The organism is Thauera sedimentorum (assembly GCF_014489115.1).
GTDB classification, from domain to species: Bacteria; Pseudomonadota; Gammaproteobacteria; order Burkholderiales; family Rhodocyclaceae; genus Pseudothauera; species Pseudothauera sedimentorum.
Map to the genome: position 1 here is coordinate 471,862 of NZ_JACTAH010000002.1, position 14,518 is coordinate 486,379.

The window sequence follows — 14,518 nt, forward strand, 5'->3', positions numbered from 1 at the left end:
CCGCGCGGACGGATCACGTTAAATGCCGCGGTGCTAGCGCGGCGCCACGCATCACCCGTAGAAGCGGCCTTGGCCGCGATAGGCGCAGAGCCTCGCCATATGCCGCATCGCGGCCAAGGCCGCTCCTACGGGCGGCGCGCCGGCCGACAACGAACATCCGGAACAGGAGAACACGCATGACCGAGATCACCATCGTCGACGAACGCGAGAAGGCCAACAAGACCGTCGCCACCATCATCTACGCGCTGTACGCCGCCTCGCTGGTGATCGGCATCACCGGGCTGGTGGCCATCGTGATGAACTACGTCAAGCGCGGCGAGGTGGCCGGCAGCTGGCTGGAGAGCCACTTCCGCTGGCAGATCCGCACCTTCTGGTTCAGCCTGCTGTGGGCGGTGATCGGCATGGTCACCGCCTTCCTGGTGGTGGGCTGGGCGATCCTGCTGGCCGACCTGGTGTGGTTCATCTACCGCATCGTCAAGGGCTGGCTGCGCCTGAACGACAACAAGCCGATGTACGCCGACTGAGGCAAGGGGCATGGTGCCACTGCTGCTGGTGCTCGGCCTGGTGCTCGTCGGCGCCGGCGGCGCGCTGCGCTTCCGCCTCAACCGGCGGGTCGCGGACGAGGTCGGCCGCGAGCGCGAGCGCATCCGTGCGTCCATTGCCGCCGACGCGGCGCTGCGCAGGGTCGAGCGCACGGCCTGGCTGCTGCACGGCCTGGGGCTGGCACTGATCCTGGTGGGCTTGTTTATCGAATAGTGACCGCAGCGCGTGGGGGCGGCTCTGGCCGCGATGCGGCCTGCGAGGAAACGATCACCGCATCGCGGCCAAGGCCGCTCCTACAGGGGCGGCTTGTGCTCGTGCCCGCAGCCGCAGGTCTCGCCGGCGCGCGGCGGCACCGGGTCGAAGCCGCCCGGGTTCCACGGGTGGCAGCGCAGGATGCGGCGCAGGGCGAGCCAGGAACCCTTGAGCACGCCGTGGGTGTCGAGCGCTTCGATGGCGTAGTGCGAACAGGTCGGATAGAAGCGGCAGCGCGGCCCGAGCAGCGGACTGATGAAGAGCTGGTAGCCGCGGATCAGCCCGCGCAGCAGGCTGCGCACCGGGTTCATCAGGCGGCCTCGGCGGACGGGGCCTGGCCGGCGAGGCTGGCGAGGATGACCTCGACCTCGCTCCTGGGCAGGTCGCGCACGATGAACACCAGCCGGCTGCGCCGGTCGCTCAGCGGCCCGGTCTGCGGCCAGGCCGGCAGGCTGGTGGGCGGATAGGCGACGTGCTGCACGCATTGCACCACGCGCGGGAGCGGGTCGCCTTCCACGTTGAGCACGCCTTTCACGCGCAGGATGCGCTCGCCGTAGACCTGCAGGATGAGCCCGAGCGCGTCAGAGAAGCCGTACCACTGCAGCGCTTCGTCGAAGCGGATGACGTAGCTCGACACGCCTTCGTCGTGGCGCGCAGGCGCGGCCGCCGGGCGGGCCGGCGGCGCGCCCTTGCGCCAGGCCATCGGCGCGCTGCGGGCGGCGCGTTCGGCCTCCAGCCGGCGGGCACGTTCCTCGCCCAACCAGGCAGCCACGTCCGGCAGCTTGCCGGCCGCGCTGTAGAGTCCGCAGCCGAACAGCGCATCGACGCCGCCTTCGGCCGGCACGCCCTGGCGTACCTCGATCTGCGGTGCCCCGGGGTTGAGTTCGGCCAACCGCGCGGCCAGCGTCGCGCGGGCGTCGTCATCGGCCAGGTCGCATTTGGTGAGCAGCAGACGGTCGGCCATCGCCACCTGGCGCACCGCCTCGCGCTGGGCGCCGAGCTGGTCGAGCGCGTGGGTGGTGTCCACCGCGGTGACCACGCCGTCGCAGCGGTAGCGCTCGGCGATGAAAGGCTCTTCCATCAGGGTATGGATCACCGGGGCCGGGTCGGCCAGGCCGGTGGTTTCGATCAGCACGCGGCCGACCGGGGGAATCTCGCGGCGCAGCGCGCGCATGAAGAGATTCTTGAGCGCGCGCACCAGGTCGCCCTGCACGCTGCAGCAGATGCAGCCGGAGTCGAGCAGCACCAGGGTGTCGTCGACCTTTTCGACCAGCAGGTGGTCGACGCCGACTTCGCCGAACTCGTTGATCAGCACCGCAGCGCTGTCCAGACCCGGCTGCGCGAGCAGCCAGTTCAGCAGGGTGGTCTTGCCGGCCCCGAGGAAGCCGGTCAGGACGGTGACCGGGATGCGCCGGTCCGCAGCGGACGCCGGCGCGCTCCCGGCCGGTACATCAGCCGCCATGCATCTTCTTCAGCTTCTCGCGCCGCTCCTGGGCTTCCAGGCTGAGCGTGGCGGTGGGACGGGCGAGCAGACGGCCGATGCCGATCGGTTCGCCGGTTTCCTCGCACCAGCCGTAGTCGCCGGTGTCGATGCGGGCGATCGCTTCCTCGATCTTCTTCAGCAGCTTGCGCTCGCGGTCGCGCACGCGCAGCTCCAGGGTGTGTTCCTCTTCCACGCTGGCGCGATCGGAGGGGTCGGGCGTGGCTTCGCTTTCCTGCAGGTGGGTGGTGGTCTCGTGCGCGTTCTCCAGCAACTGGCGCATTTCCTCCTCCAGCCGGTGGCGGAAGAAGGCCAGCTGCTCCGGCGACATGTAGTCGTCGGGCGAGGCCGCAAGCAGTTCCTGCTCGGTCGGCAGGTTGTTGACGATGGCGTTCATCCTTGCTCCCTTCGTGATCCGATGAGTCGTTATACCGCGCTTTGCAGTCGTCGCGCCGGTTGGCTCGTGCCTGCGATCCCGTCCGGCATTGTAGCGGAGCCACGGCAAGCGGGGCACTTCGCCTCGGGAAGCTGCGGATCAGGCCGCCTGGGCGTGCTCCAGTGCTTCGGCGAACAGCGCGCCGAGGACCGCAACCCCCTGCTCGATGCGCGCCGCAGGCACGGTAACGAAGGCCAGGCGCAGCGTGTTGGCGGCCGCCTCGCCGGCATGGAAGGCGGCACCGGGGACGAAGGCCACGTTGCGCTCGATTGCACGCGGCAGGAGCTCGCCGGCATCGACGCCCGCGGGCAGGGTCAGCCACACGAACATGCCGCCGCGCGGCCGGTTCCAGCGCACGCCGGCCGGCATGTGGCGGGCCAGCGCGTCGAGCATGGCCTCGCACTGCGCGGCATAGAGCGCGCGCACCGATTCGATGTGCTGGTCGAGCAGGCCGTCGCGCACGGTCTCGAAGGCGAGCAGCTGCACCAGGCTGGGGGTGTGCAGGTCGGCGGCCTGCTTGGCCTGCGCGAGCTTGCGCGCCAGTTCCGGCGGGGCGATCAGGTAACCCAGGCGCAGGCCGGGGGCGAGCACCTTGGAGAAGCTGCCCAGGTAGGCCACGCCATCCGGGTTCATCGACAGCAGCGAGGGCAGGCGTTCGCCGTCGTAGGCGAGTTCGCCGTAGGGGTCGTCCTCGACCAGCAGCACGCCCAGTTCGCGCGCGCGCTCGACCAGTGCCACACGGCGCGCCACCGGCATGCGCCGCCCGGTGGGGTTCTGGAAGTTGGGCTGGGCGTAGAGGAAGCGCGCGTCCTGCGCCAGCCCGGCGTCCAGCGCCTCGGGCAGCGGGCCGTCGTCGTCCGAGCGCAGCGCGCGGAAGACCGGCTCGTAGAGCGAGAAGGCCTGCAGCGCGCCCAGGTAGGTGGGGGTCTCCACCAGCACCGCACTGCCCGGATCGATCAGCACCTTGCCCAGCAGGTCCAACGCCTGCTGCGAGCCGGTGGTGACGATCACCCGTTCGGCGGCCACCCCGTGGCGTTCGGCGATCCATTCGCGCAGCGGCCCGTAGCCTTCGGTGGGGCCGTACTGCAGCGCGGTCTGCGCCTGGCGGGCGAACACCCGCACGCTGGCGCGCGCGATCGCATCGACCGGAAAGCTCGCCGGCGACGGCAGCCCGCCGGCGAAGGAGATGACCTCGGGCCGCTCGGTCACCTTGAGGATCTCGCGGATCGCGGAACTGGTCAGCGCTCGGGCGCGGCGGGAAAAATGGATGTTCATGGCGGACAGTACTGAGCGTCGAAGAAAGCCGGAAAGGCCTCCAGCCTAGGACAAACGAGTTCATGCGTACCGGTACAGTTGCACGCACAATCCTGAAAAGTGGCCCGGTGGGTTTGGCTGCCAGCAACGGACACGTAGCGCTTAGAATGCACTCATGAAGCTTCCGTTCCGCTCCGCCCTGATCGCCGCGACCTTCGCCGCCGCCCTGCCCGCCGCTGCCGACGACGCCGGCTTCGCCCGCTGCTTGGCCGAACTGCGCGAGCAGGCGCCCGCCAAGGGCGTCGCCAGCGCCACCTTCGACACCCACACCCGCGAACTGGCCCCCGACATGGCGGTGGTCGGCTTCCTCGACGCCCAGCCCGAGTTCACCACCGCCATCTGGGACTACCTGGCCGCGCTGGTGGACGACGAGCGCGTCGCCGACGGGCGCGCCATGCTGGCGCAGTGGGCGGAAACGCTGGCTGCCGTCGAGGCGCGCTACGCGGTGGAGCCCGCGGTGGTGGTGGCGGTATGGGGCGTGGAGAGCAACTACGGGCGCAACTTCGGCAAGCGTCCGCTGGTGCAGTCGCTCGCCACCCTGTCCTGCTTCGGCCGCCGCCAGAGCTTCTTCCGCGGCGAGTTCTTCACCACGCTGCAGATCCTCCAGGAAGGCCACGTCGACGCCGACAAGCTCACCGGCTCCTGGGCCGGGGCCTTTGGCCACACCCAGTTCATGCCGTCCACCTTCATGCGCCTGGCCGAGGACTTCGACGGCAACGGGCGCCGCGACCTGGTGGGCAGCGTGCCCGACGCGCTCGCCTCCACCGCCAACTTCCTGGCCCGCGCCGGCTGGCAGCACGGCCGCCCGTGGGGCATCGAAGTGCGCCTGCCGCAGGGTTTCGACGCCGCCCAGGCGGGACGCCGCGCGCGGCGTTCGCTGGACGCCTGGCGCGCCGCCGGGCTCACCCGCGCCGACGGCGGCGCACTGCCGGGCGGCGGCGACACCGCCGGGCTGATCCTGCCGGCCGGCACCGCCGGCCCGGCCTTCCTCACCCTGCGCAACTTCGACGCCCTGTTCAGCTACAACGCCGCCGAAAGCTACGCGCTGGCCATCGCCCACCTGGCCGACCGCCTGCGCGGCGGCGACGCCGGCTTCCACACCCGCTGGCCGACCGACGACCCCGGCCTGTCGCGTGCCGAACGCCGCGAACTGCAGCGCCTGCTGCTCGCGCGCGGCTACGACATCGGCGAGGTCGACGGCCTGCTCGGCACCAACACCCGCCGCGCCATCGCCGACCTGCAACGCCAACTCGGCTGGGAGGCGGACGGCCGGGCCGGCCGCCGCCTGCTCGAACACCTGCGCCGCCCGGGCTGAACCCGGGCGCCTTCAACGACTACCGGCTGCTTCCCCATGACTCTCGACATCGATCTCGTTTCCGACTTCGTCTGCCCCTGGTGCTTCCTCGGCAAGGTGCGCCTCGACCAGGCGCTTGCCGAGCTGCGCACCGAACGCCCCGGGCTGGACGTGCGGGTGAACTGGCTGCCCTTCTTCCTCAACCCCGACACCCCGCCGGCGGGCGAGCCCTATCGCGCCTTCCTGGAAGCCAAGTTCGGCGGCCCGCGCGGCGCCGACGCGGTACAGCAGCAGATGGCGGAAGCCGCCGCGGACGACGGCCTGGTGTTCGCCTTCGAGCGCATCGCGGTGCGCCCCAACACCCTCAAGGCCCACCGCCTGTGCTACCGCGCGCAGCGCCTGGGCAACACGCCGGCGCGCATCAAGGCGCTGACCGACGCGCTGTTCGCCGCCCACTTCCAGCAGGGCCTGGACATCGGCAACAGCGAGGTGCTGGCCGACCTGGCGGTGGCCGCAGGTGGCGAACGGCGCGACGAGGTGCTGGAATACCTCAACAGCAACGAGGACGCCGCGGCGGTCAAGCGCATGGCCGCCGGCATCCAGCAGCAGGGCGTGAGCGGCGTGCCCTTCTTCATCCTCAACCGCAAGCTGGGGGTCTCCGGCGCCCAGTCGGCCGCGGTGCTGGGCGCGGCCATCCTGCAGTCGCTCGGCGAAGGAGGCCAGGCATGAGTTCGATCGCCATCGTCACCGGCGCCGGCAGCGGCATCGGCGCAGCGCTCACCGCGCAGCTGGTGGCGCGCGGCTGCACCGTGCTGGCCATCGGCCGGCGCGCCGCGCTGCTCGATGCGCTTGCGGCACGCCATGCGGGCAAGGTGGAGACGCTGGCGCTGGACGTAAGCGCCGAGGACGCCCCGGCCGCGGTGCTCGCCGCGCTGAACGGCCGCGCCCCCCACTACCTGGTGCACAACGCCGCCGTGCTCGGCCCGGCCGGCCCGCTCGCCGAGGTGCAGCGCGCAGCCTTCCGCCAGCACTGGGAAACCAACCTCGCCGCGCCGCTCTTCCTCACCCAGGCGCTGCTGCCGGTGCTTGCCGCCGGCGCGCGCATCCTGCACGTGTCTTCCGGCGCGGCGCACCACCCGCTGGCCGGCTGGGGGCCGTACTGCATCTCCAAGAGCGCGCTGCACATGCTCTACCAGTGCTGGCGCGAGGAACTGCGCGAACGCAACATCCTGGTCGGCAGCGCCCGCCCCGGCGTGGTGGATACCCCGATGCAGGCCGAGATCCGCGCGCTGGACGAAGCGGCCTTCCCGGACGTGGACGCCTTCCGCAAGCTCAAGGAAAACGGCCAGCTGACCAGCCCGGACACCGTGGGCCGCTTCCTCGCCTGGCTGCTGCTCGACGCCGACGCGGCGCAGTTCCGCGAGCACGAGAACGACATCCGCGACGCCGAACTGGCGCGGCGCTGGCAGGGCGGCTGACCTCGACCGGCCGGCGTGCCACCCGTAGGAGCGGCCTTGGCCGCGATACGGGGGTGAGAAAACGGACGCCGCAATCGCGGCCAAGGCCGCTCCTGCAGGCCCGCCCCCGCGCCTCTGTGCCCTACAGCGCGCGCAGCAGCAACCACGCCAGCAGGGAAAGCAACACGGTGCTGGCAAACGGAAAATGGTAATCTCGCCCGCGGAACCGGAACGACAGGTCGCCCGGCAGGCGCCCCAGGCGAAACCCGCCCAAGGCGCGCGGACGCAGGAAGCCGGACAGCAGGACGACCAGCAGGATCACCACAAACCACTTGAGCATCGGGCGCTCCGCCGGCAAAACCGGCATTAGACCCGCTGCCCACCCGCAAGGCAACGCCGCCGGCCTACCGCCGCGGCGGACTGCGAGAGACAGAACCGACCGATGATCACCCTGTACACCTGGGCCACGCCGAACGGCCACAAGATCTCCATTGCACTTGAAGAGCTCGGCCTGGCCTACGAGGTCCGCACGGTCGATATCACCCGCGGCGAGCAGTTCGACCCCGGCTTCCTCACCATCAGCCCGAACAACAAGATCCCGGCGATCATCGACGACGACGGCCCGGGCGGCACCCCGGTCGCGCTGTTCGAGTCCGGCGCCATCCTGATCTACCTGGCCGAGAAGACCGGCCGCCTGCTGCCGGGCGACCCCCGCGCGCGCTACGAGACGCTGCAGTGGCTGATGATGCAGATGGGCAGCATCGGCCCGATGCTCGGCCAAGCGCACCATTTCCGCCGCTTCGCACCCGAGCGCATCCCCTACGCGACCGAGCGCTACACCAAGGAGGCCGAGCGTCTCTACGGCGTGCTCGACAAGCGCCTGGCCGACCACGAATGGCTGGCCGGCGGCCAGTATTCGATTGCCGACATTGCCACCTACCCGTGGCTCGCCCGGCACGAATGGCAGGGTATCGACCTTGCCGCCTTCCCCAACGTCCGGCGCTGGTTCGACACGATCGCCGCGCGCCCCGCCGTCCAGCGCGGCATGGAGATCCCGCGATGAACACCAACCGCTTCGGCGAACTCGAAGTCCTCTGCCGCGCCCCGGCCGGCAAGCAGGTCCGCCCCACCCCGCTGCTCTTCGTGCACGGCGCCTACACCGGCGCCTGGTGCTGGGACGAACACTTCCTGCCCTGGTTCGCGGCACGCGGTTGGACCAGCTACGCGGTGTCGCTGTCCGGCCACGGCGCCACCCGGCGCCGCGCCCCGCTCGACGCCTTCTCCATCGAAGACTATGTGGACGATCTGGTCGAGGTGATCGGCAAGTTGCCCGAAACGCCGGTGCTGATCGGCCATTCGATGGGCGGCATGGTGGTGCAGAAATACCTGGAACGCGGCGACGCACCCGGCGTGGTGCTGATGTCCTCGGTGCCGCCGCAGGGGTTGATGGGCTCGGCGGTCGAGCTGATGTTCAAGAAGCCCAACCTGCTGGTGGACCTGAACCGCATCATGGGCGGCGGCACGCCGCAGCTCGACAGCCTGCGCGACGCGCTGTTCCACCAGCCGGTCGACGAGGCCGACCTGCTGCGCTACTACCGCCTGTGCCAGCCCGAATCGCACCGCGCGATCTGGGACATGACGCTGTTCAACCTGCCCCGCCCGACCCTGATGCACCGCCCCCCGATGCTGGTGCTGGGCGCCGAGCACGACCACCTGATCCCGCCGGTGCAGGTGATGATGACCGCCACCACCTACGGCCGCCAGGCCGAGATACTGCCCGGCCTGGGCCACGGCATGATGCTCGAGCGCGACTGGGAGCGGGTCGCCGAACGCATTGCCGACTGGCTGGAAGAGCGCCACCTCTGATTTCCGCCCCCGGGGCGTGAAATGCGCCCGCACTCAGGGTTGTTCCCGACTGGCGGCCATCCCCTGCCAACGCCATGATCGAAGCAGGAGCTCCCGCTCCGGGGGCTCCATCGCGCAAGGCGCGCCGCTCAAGAACACCGTTCCGTGGCCGTTAATGCAGTCATCGGACACCCATTCGGCGAGCTTTGCGGAGGCCATCATGGTGATCGTCATGGACATGAGCGCAGGCAGGATTGAGGCCGGGGAGCAGCCGGCCTACGACGACGAGGTGCTCGATGCGGGCTGGCTGCCGCAACCCGAGGTGGCGCTGCAATTGCAGGAGCACAGCGCGGAAACGGCAGAGCACATGCCACCGCCCGAAGACGTCGAGGCCTTCCTGGAGGCGATGTACCGCTACCAGGAATAGTCCGGCCCGGCGCCGACGCGCCGCCGGACCAGGGCCGGCAAAGCCCGGAATCGCAGGCGTTTTCCGCGTCTGCTCGGGCAAACGCGCGCCGCCGTGCGGCGCGACCATGGAGTCCTGGCGCAGCGCGCCGCCGCAAGGTGCAACGGACGCTGACGCCGGACGGAGACCATCATGGACAGGATGCAGTTCGACCTCGTGCCCGGCGATCGCAGCCGGGAAAGCCACTCCTGCCGCATGCACGGCGGCGTGGAACAGGCGGTGCACACGGCGATCCGCGCCGGCTACCGCATCGGCCAGCGGGTACGCATCGGGCGCGTGGCGGGGCGTGTCGTCGGCTACAACATCGGCGCATTCGGCCGCTACTGCGGCGCCTCCTACCCCTTGCTGGTAAAAACCGAGTTCGGCGTCGCCAAGTGCAGCCTGCGCGAGGTGGCGGCGGAGCACTGAGCCGGCCACCCGATACCCTTTGCGTCACGCCCGGTGGCCCCGCACATGTAGGAGCGGCCTTGGCCGCGATGCGGCGTCGTTTCTACGCAGGCTTTATCGCGGCCAAGGCCGCTCCTACACTGGGCGGCTATTGCTTGTGGCCCCTCAGAGGGTGTGCAGCCGGTCGCCGCGGGCGAAACCCATCAGCGGCTGCGGCATGCCGCGGCCCACGGCCAGCACCTTGAACAACTCCCCCATTTCCTGCGGCGCGGTCAGGCGCTGCACCGCCCGCGCGGCGCGGATGTAGTCCGCACTCTCCTGCGGCCCGCGCCGGCCCAGGCATTCCAGCACCCCGCAGTTGAACAGGAACTGGGCCTGGCTGGTGTAGCCGTACACCTCCAGCCCGGCATCGAAGGCGGCCTCGGCGGCGGCGGTGAAGTCCACGAAGCTGGTGATGTCGTTCAAGCCCGGCCACAGGAAGGGGTCGCCGTGGGCATGGTGGCGGTAGTAGCAAAGCAGGGTGCCACCCGAGCGCGAGGGCAGGTAGTACTCGGCGCGCGGATAGCCGTAGTCCACCAGCAGCAGCGCGCCGGCCTGCAGGCGCTGCGCCCATTCGGCCACCCAGGCCCGCGCCGCCAGGCAGATCTCTGTGACGTACTCGCCCTCGGCCGGCTGCGGCAGTTCCAGCGCCTGCGCCGCCACCAGCACCTGCCCGCTCGCCGGCACGTCGGCCCAGCACAGCGCGCCATCGTCGCCCAGCGCCACGCCGCGCTCGAAGAGCCCATCGGCGCGCGCGGCCACCAGGTGCACCGGCATCACGTCCAGCACCTCGTTGGCCACCAGCGCGCCGCTGAAGCTTTCCGGCAGCGTATCCAGCCATCGCACCCGCGAGGCCAGCTGCGGCGCCTTCTGCGCCAGGGTATCGAACTGGCGCTCGCGCAGCTCGCCGGAGAGTTCCAGGATGTCGTAACGCTCGGGCAGGCAGCCGCGGGATTCGAGCTCCAGCAGCAGGTCGGCGGCCAGCAGGCCGGTGCCGGCGCCGGCCTCGATGACGTGGGCGGCCGAGGCGCGCATCACCTGTTCGACCTGCGCGGCCAGCGCCTGGCCGAACAGCGGAGTGAGCTCCGGCGCGGTGATGAAGTCGCCGCCGGGGCCGAACTTTCTCGCGCCGCCGCTGTAATACCCGAGTCCCGGCGCATAGAGCGCAAGCTCCATGTAGCGCGAGAACGGCAGCCAGCCGCCGGCCGCAGCAATCTCGGCGCGCAGCAGGTCGACCAGGCGCGTGCTCTGCGCGAGCGCATCGGCGGAAGGTTGGGGCAGGTTCATGGCGGGGGCCGTCCGCGGGGAAAAGCCGGCATTCTACCCGCGCGCTGGCGGCGGCCCGCGCGAGCGGGCATCATTGGGCCGGACATCGACTCGGTTCCGAAACCCTTGCGCACCCGATGAGCACAGCCCCCGTGATCCTGGTAACCGGCGCCGCGCGCCGCGTCGGCGCCGAAATCGCCCGCCACCTGCATGCCGCCGGCGCCAGCGTGGTACTCCATTACCGTAGTTCCGCGACCGAGGCGCAGGCGCTGGCCGACACTTTCAACGCCACGCGCCCCGGTTCGGCCTGGCTGGCCGCCGGCGACCTGGCCGCCGACGGCGCACCGGAAGCGGTTGTCGACCGGGCGCTCGCCCAAGCCGGGCGGCTCGACGGCCTGGTGAACAACGCCTCGAGCTTCTTCCCCACCCCACTCGGCCAGATCGACCTGGCCGCCTGGCACGACCTGATCGGCTCCAACCTCAAGGGCCCGCTGTTCCTCTCGCAGGCCGCCGCCCCCCATCTGCGCGAGCGCCGCGGCGCCATCGTGAACATCGTGGACATCCACGCCGAGCGCCCGCTGCACCACTACCCGCTTTACTGCGCCGCCAAGGCCGGGTTGCTCGGCCTGACCCGCGCGCTGGCGCTGGAGCTGGCGCCGGAGGTGCGCGTCAACGGCGTCTCCCCCGGCCCGGTGGCCTGGCCCGAGGACGGGCAGTTTCCGCCCGAGGAGCGCGCCGAGATCGTGCGCCACACCCTGCTGGGGCGCGAGGGCACGCCGGCCGACATCGCCGGCATGGTGCGCTTCCTGATGCTCGATGCGCCCTACGTGACCGGGCAGATCGTCGCGGTCGACGGCGGACGCAGCGCCCGCCTGTAGGTCTGAAGCCGGGCGGGCGGAGCACGGTAAGCGTATAATCCGCCGGCTTTTTTCCTCTTCGGGCCGTCCATCGTGAGCACCACCCCCTCTTCCGCCACCGGCGCGGAAAACCGCTTCTCCAACACCTTCCTGCGCCTCAAGAAAAAACTCGAGCGCGGCGTGGGCGAAGCGATCGCCGACTTCAACATGATCGAGGACGGCGACACGGTGATGGTGTGCGTGTCCGGCGGCAAGGATTCCTACTCGCTGCTGTCCATCCTGCTCGCGCTGCGCGAGCGCGCGCCGGTGAATTTCCGCATCGTGGCGATGAACCTGGACCAGAAGCAACCCGGCTTCCCGGCCGAGGTGCTGCCGGCCTACTTCGAATCCATCGGCGTCGAGTACCGCATCGTCACCGAGGACACCTATTCCATCGTCAAGGACAAGATCCCCGAGGGCAAGACCACCTGCTCGCTGTGCTCGCGCCTGCGTCGCGGCATCATCTACCGCGTGGCGCGCGAGATCGGCGCCACCAAGATCGCGCTAGGCCACCACCGCGACGACATGCTGGAGACCCTGTTCCTCAACATGTTCTTCGGCGGCAAGATCAAGGCCATGCCGCCCAAGCTGGTCAGCGACGACGGCCAGCACGTGGTGATCCGCCCGCTGGCCTACTGCACCGAGAACGACATCGAGCGCTTCGCCCGCGCCATGGAGTACCCGATCATCCCGTGCAACCTGTGCGGCTCGCAGGAGAACGCCCAGCGCAAGCAGATCAAGCAGATGCTGAAAGGCTGGGCGCGCGACTACCCGGGACGCATCGAATCGCTCGCCACCGCACTCAAGAACGTGGTGCCCTCGCACCTGGCCGACCAACGCCTGTTCGACTTCCAGGGCCTGGACCGCAACACCGTGGTGGCCGAAGGCGACACCGCCTTCGATCCGCCGGAACTGCCGGCCCGCGCCGCGGAGATCGTGCAGATCGTTAGCTTGGACACGGCAGGGCGCTGATCCGCCTACCGGGTACTTGCGCGGCCCATTTCATTTGCTCATCATGAAGCCCCGTAGCGTCGCACACCCGGCGGCGAGCTCCCGACATACCCACCATGACCGAGCGGAAGAACACCTGCATCCTCGTCGCCGAAGTCGCCGGCAGTGAGCGGCTGATCGGCCGTCTGCGCGCCGAAGAGGCTCAGCATGCCGTGGATCGCTGCCTGAACCGCATCGACCGGGTGATCGAATCCAACGGCGGCGCCCGCCTCACCCGCGACCCGCAGGGCCTTTCCGCCGGTTTCGAACGCTGCGACGCCGCCGTGCTGGCGGCCTGCGAGATGCTGGAACGGGTGGCCAGCCTGCCTCCGATGAGCGGCGTGCAACTGTCCACCCGCATCGGCGTGCATTACGGCCCGCTGGAGGCCAGCCGCCCGCCCTACGGAGACGGCCTGACCGTCGCCCGGCGCCTGGCGGCCAGCGCCAAGCCCGGCCAGGCGCTCGCCAGCGGCGCCGCGGTCATGCTGCTGTCCACGCCGGCCCGGCATTTCGCCGGGACCGAAGGATCACGCAGCCTGGCGCTGGAAGGCATGGACTGGCCGGTCTACGAACTCGGCCACAAACTGGGAAACATCACCCCGCTGCCGCCGAACAGCAAGCTTCTGCAGCAACTGCACATCCGCCACCAGAACGAACGGCTGATGGTGGACGAGCAGCGCCCGGTCCTGTTGCTCGGCCGCGAGCACGGCAACGACGTGGTGATCATCGACCCGCGCGCCTCCCGCCAGCACGCCCGCATCGAACGCCGCGGCGCCGGCTTCTACCTCATCGACCAGAGCAGCAACGGCACCTACGTGGCCATCGAGGGCCAGGGCGAAAAGTTCGTCAAACAGAGCGAAACCCTGCTCAACGGCCCGGGGCGCCTGGGCTGCGGTTTCTCCGCCGCCGAGGTGGAGCGCGATCTGGTGTTTTTCGAGCTGCAGTAGGGGTTTCGCCTCACGGTGGGTGTGGCGGAGCTTGCCGCGTACGCCGCACCCTAGCCGGCAGCACTCCCCAAGCGCTGCGAAATCGCCGCCGCGCACGCCCGCACCTTCTGCGCCGTTTCACCTTCCCAACCGGGATCGAATGAATCCGCCGGCCCCATCGCGGTGATCGCCAGCGCGAGGTTGCCGCTGCTGTCGAACACCGGGGCGGAGAAGGCGTTGATGCCGGGGATGGGGTTGCCCACCGCGCGGGCCATGCCGTGCTGGCGGACTTCGGCGACGATCTCGTCCACATGACGGCGCGACAGGCGCAGCGCGGCCTGGGGCGTGGCGGCGAACTGGGCGAGCTCCTTCTCCAGGATGGGCCGGGTGATGCGCGCCGGCAGCAAGGCGGCGAACACGCGGCCGGTGGCGGACAGCAGCAGCGGGGTCATCACCGTGCCGGGGCGCATGTTGACGTGGATCTGCTTGCTGCTTTCCTCGATGCGCACGATGGTGGGGCCGTGGTTGCCCCATACGGCGATGGCGACGTTCAGTTCGATCTCGTCGGCCAGGCGCGCGGACTCGATGGTGGCCGCGCGCAGCGGGTCCAGCCCGTGCAAGGCGGTGAGGCCCATCTGCAGCGAGAACGGCCCCAGGCCGTAGCGCCCGGTGACCGGGTCCTGCTCGATAAGGCCCAGCTTGCCGAAGCTCACCAGGTAGGGATGCGCCTTGGCCGGCGGCATGCCGGCCTCGCGGGCCAGGTCCTTGAGCATCATCGGCGCGCCCTGGCGCACCAGCGCCTGCAGCAGCGCCCCCCCGACCTCGATGGACTGGATGCCGCGGCGATCCGCGCCGCGACTGCCGTTGCGTTCGTCTTCCAACTCGTCCCCCTCGCGCCTCCGGTGTTTCCGGTGGGCGGCATCTTAA

At 70.3% G+C, this 14,518-nt stretch carries 19 protein-coding genes; 12 read left to right on the plus strand and 7 right to left on the minus strand.

The window, feature by feature from the left end; translation table 11 throughout:
• Positions 1 to 176 precede the first annotated feature (176 nt).
• Both IAI53_RS12005 and IAI53_RS12010 read left to right on the plus strand, forming a co-directional pair.
• Positions 177 to 524, plus strand: a complete 348-nt coding sequence (locus tag IAI53_RS12005) for a DUF4870 family protein (RefSeq protein WP_187718433.1) — start codon at positions 177 to 179, stop codon at positions 522 to 524.
• Between the two features lie 10 nt (positions 525 to 534).
• On the plus strand, positions 535 to 756 hold the full coding sequence (locus IAI53_RS12010) for a hypothetical protein (protein ID WP_187718434.1): 222 nt from the start codon (positions 535 to 537) through the stop codon (positions 754 to 756).
• Positions 757 to 836: 80 nt separating this feature from the next.
• On the opposite strand, the gene yidD is transcribed toward IAI53_RS12010, so the two are convergent.
• The 4 genes from yidD to IAI53_RS12030 all read right to left on the minus strand — a co-directional run bounded on the left by yidD (position 837) and on the right by IAI53_RS12030 (position 3,986).
• Positions 837 to 1,106 (minus strand): membrane protein insertion efficiency factor YidD, encoded by a 270-nt coding sequence (yidD, locus tag IAI53_RS12015; RefSeq protein ID WP_222948286.1) that lies wholly within the window; start codon positions 1,104 to 1,106, stop codon positions 837 to 839.
• Positions 1,106 to 2,257: a CobW family GTP-binding protein gene (locus IAI53_RS12020; RefSeq protein ID WP_187718435.1), complete on the minus strand. Its 1,152-nt coding sequence runs from the start codon at positions 2,255 to 2,257 to the stop codon at positions 1,106 to 1,108. Before IAI53_RS12020 ends, yidD begins: the two co-directional genes overlap by 1 nt.
• Positions 2,247 to 2,672, minus strand: coding sequence for an RNA polymerase-binding protein DksA (dksA, locus tag IAI53_RS12025; RefSeq protein WP_187718436.1), 426 nt, complete (start codon positions 2,670 to 2,672; stop codon positions 2,247 to 2,249). Before dksA ends, IAI53_RS12020 begins: the two co-directional genes overlap by 11 nt.
• Positions 2,673 to 2,810: 138 nt before the next feature.
• The gene (locus tag IAI53_RS12030; protein WP_187718437.1) at positions 2,811 to 3,986 is read right to left on the minus strand and encodes an aminotransferase-like domain-containing protein; all 1,176 of its coding nucleotides are present in this window, start codon (positions 3,984 to 3,986) and stop codon (positions 2,811 to 2,813) included.
• A 154-nt stretch (positions 3,987 to 4,140) separates the two neighbouring features.
• On the opposite strand from IAI53_RS12030, the gene IAI53_RS12035 reads away from it, so the two are divergent.
• Genes IAI53_RS12035 through IAI53_RS12045 form a run of 3 tightly spaced genes read left to right on the plus strand, consistent with a single transcriptional unit; the run spans position 4,141 to position 6,797 of the window.
• Positions 4,141 to 5,340 carry a lytic murein transglycosylase gene (locus tag IAI53_RS12035; RefSeq protein ID WP_187718438.1) on the plus strand — a complete coding sequence of 400 codons (1,200 nt, stop codon included), beginning with the start codon at positions 4,141 to 4,143 and terminating at the stop codon, positions 5,338 to 5,340.
• Between the two features lie 36 nt (positions 5,341 to 5,376).
• On the plus strand, positions 5,377 to 6,048 hold the full coding sequence (locus tag IAI53_RS12040; RefSeq protein WP_187718439.1) for a DsbA family oxidoreductase: 672 nt from the start codon (positions 5,377 to 5,379) through the stop codon (positions 6,046 to 6,048).
• Positions 6,045 to 6,797: an SDR family NAD(P)-dependent oxidoreductase gene (locus IAI53_RS12045; protein WP_187718440.1), complete on the plus strand. Its 753-nt coding sequence runs from the start codon at positions 6,045 to 6,047 to the stop codon at positions 6,795 to 6,797. The genes IAI53_RS12040 and IAI53_RS12045 overlap by 4 nt, the downstream gene beginning before the upstream one ends.
• A 121-nt stretch (positions 6,798 to 6,918) precedes the next feature.
• Here IAI53_RS12045 and IAI53_RS12050 read toward each other — a convergent pair whose 3' ends face one another.
• Positions 6,919 to 7,116, minus strand: a complete 198-nt coding sequence (locus tag IAI53_RS12050) for a DUF2905 domain-containing protein (protein ID WP_187718441.1) — start codon at positions 7,114 to 7,116, stop codon at positions 6,919 to 6,921.
• Positions 7,117 to 7,218: 102 nt separating this feature from the next.
• Here IAI53_RS12050 and IAI53_RS12055 point away from each other — a divergent pair, with 102 nt between their 5' ends.
• The 4 genes from IAI53_RS12055 to IAI53_RS12070 all read left to right on the plus strand — a co-directional run bounded on the left by IAI53_RS12055 (position 7,219) and on the right by IAI53_RS12070 (position 9,495).
• Positions 7,219 to 7,839, plus strand: a complete 621-nt coding sequence (locus IAI53_RS12055; protein WP_187718442.1) for a glutathione S-transferase family protein — start codon at positions 7,219 to 7,221, stop codon at positions 7,837 to 7,839.
• Positions 7,836 to 8,642, plus strand: a complete 807-nt coding sequence (locus IAI53_RS12060; RefSeq protein ID WP_187718443.1) for an alpha/beta hydrolase — start codon at positions 7,836 to 7,838, stop codon at positions 8,640 to 8,642. The genes IAI53_RS12055 and IAI53_RS12060 overlap by 4 nt, the downstream gene beginning before the upstream one ends.
• Before the next feature lie 154 nt (positions 8,643 to 8,796).
• The gene (locus IAI53_RS12065) at positions 8,797 to 9,048 is read left to right on the plus strand and encodes a hypothetical protein (protein ID WP_225433306.1); all 252 of its coding nucleotides are present in this window, start codon (positions 8,797 to 8,799) and stop codon (positions 9,046 to 9,048) included.
• 171 nt (positions 9,049 to 9,219) lie between these two features.
• Positions 9,220 to 9,495, plus strand: a complete 276-nt coding sequence (locus IAI53_RS12070) for a hypothetical protein (protein WP_225433307.1) — start codon at positions 9,220 to 9,222, stop codon at positions 9,493 to 9,495.
• A gap of 144 nt (positions 9,496 to 9,639) precedes the next feature.
• Here IAI53_RS12070 and IAI53_RS12075 read toward each other — a convergent pair whose 3' ends face one another.
• Positions 9,640 to 10,800, minus strand: a complete 1,161-nt coding sequence (locus IAI53_RS12075; protein WP_187718444.1) for a class I SAM-dependent methyltransferase — start codon at positions 10,798 to 10,800, stop codon at positions 9,640 to 9,642.
• 116 nt (positions 10,801 to 10,916) lie between these two features.
• Between IAI53_RS12075 and IAI53_RS12080 the strand changes: the two genes are divergently transcribed.
• From IAI53_RS12080 to IAI53_RS12090, 3 genes are all read left to right on the plus strand, one after another.
• Positions 10,917 to 11,657: a pteridine reductase gene (locus tag IAI53_RS12080; protein WP_187718445.1), complete on the plus strand. Its 741-nt coding sequence runs from the start codon at positions 10,917 to 10,919 to the stop codon at positions 11,655 to 11,657.
• A 72-nt stretch (positions 11,658 to 11,729) separates the two neighbouring features.
• The gene (gene ttcA / locus IAI53_RS12085) at positions 11,730 to 12,647 is read left to right on the plus strand and encodes a tRNA 2-thiocytidine(32) synthetase TtcA (RefSeq protein ID WP_349771925.1); all 918 of its coding nucleotides are present in this window, start codon (positions 11,730 to 11,732) and stop codon (positions 12,645 to 12,647) included.
• A 95-nt stretch (positions 12,648 to 12,742) separates the two neighbouring features.
• Entirely contained in the window at positions 12,743 to 13,612 is an 870-nt protein-coding gene (locus IAI53_RS12090; protein WP_187718446.1) for an adenylate/guanylate cyclase domain-containing protein, read from the plus strand.
• A gap of 50 nt (positions 13,613 to 13,662) precedes the next feature.
• Here IAI53_RS12090 and IAI53_RS12095 read toward each other — a convergent pair whose 3' ends face one another.
• Positions 13,663 to 14,472 (minus strand): IclR family transcriptional regulator, encoded by an 810-nt coding sequence (locus tag IAI53_RS12095; RefSeq protein WP_187718447.1) that lies wholly within the window; start codon positions 14,470 to 14,472, stop codon positions 13,663 to 13,665.
• Between the last annotated feature and the right edge of the window lie 46 nt (positions 14,473 to 14,518).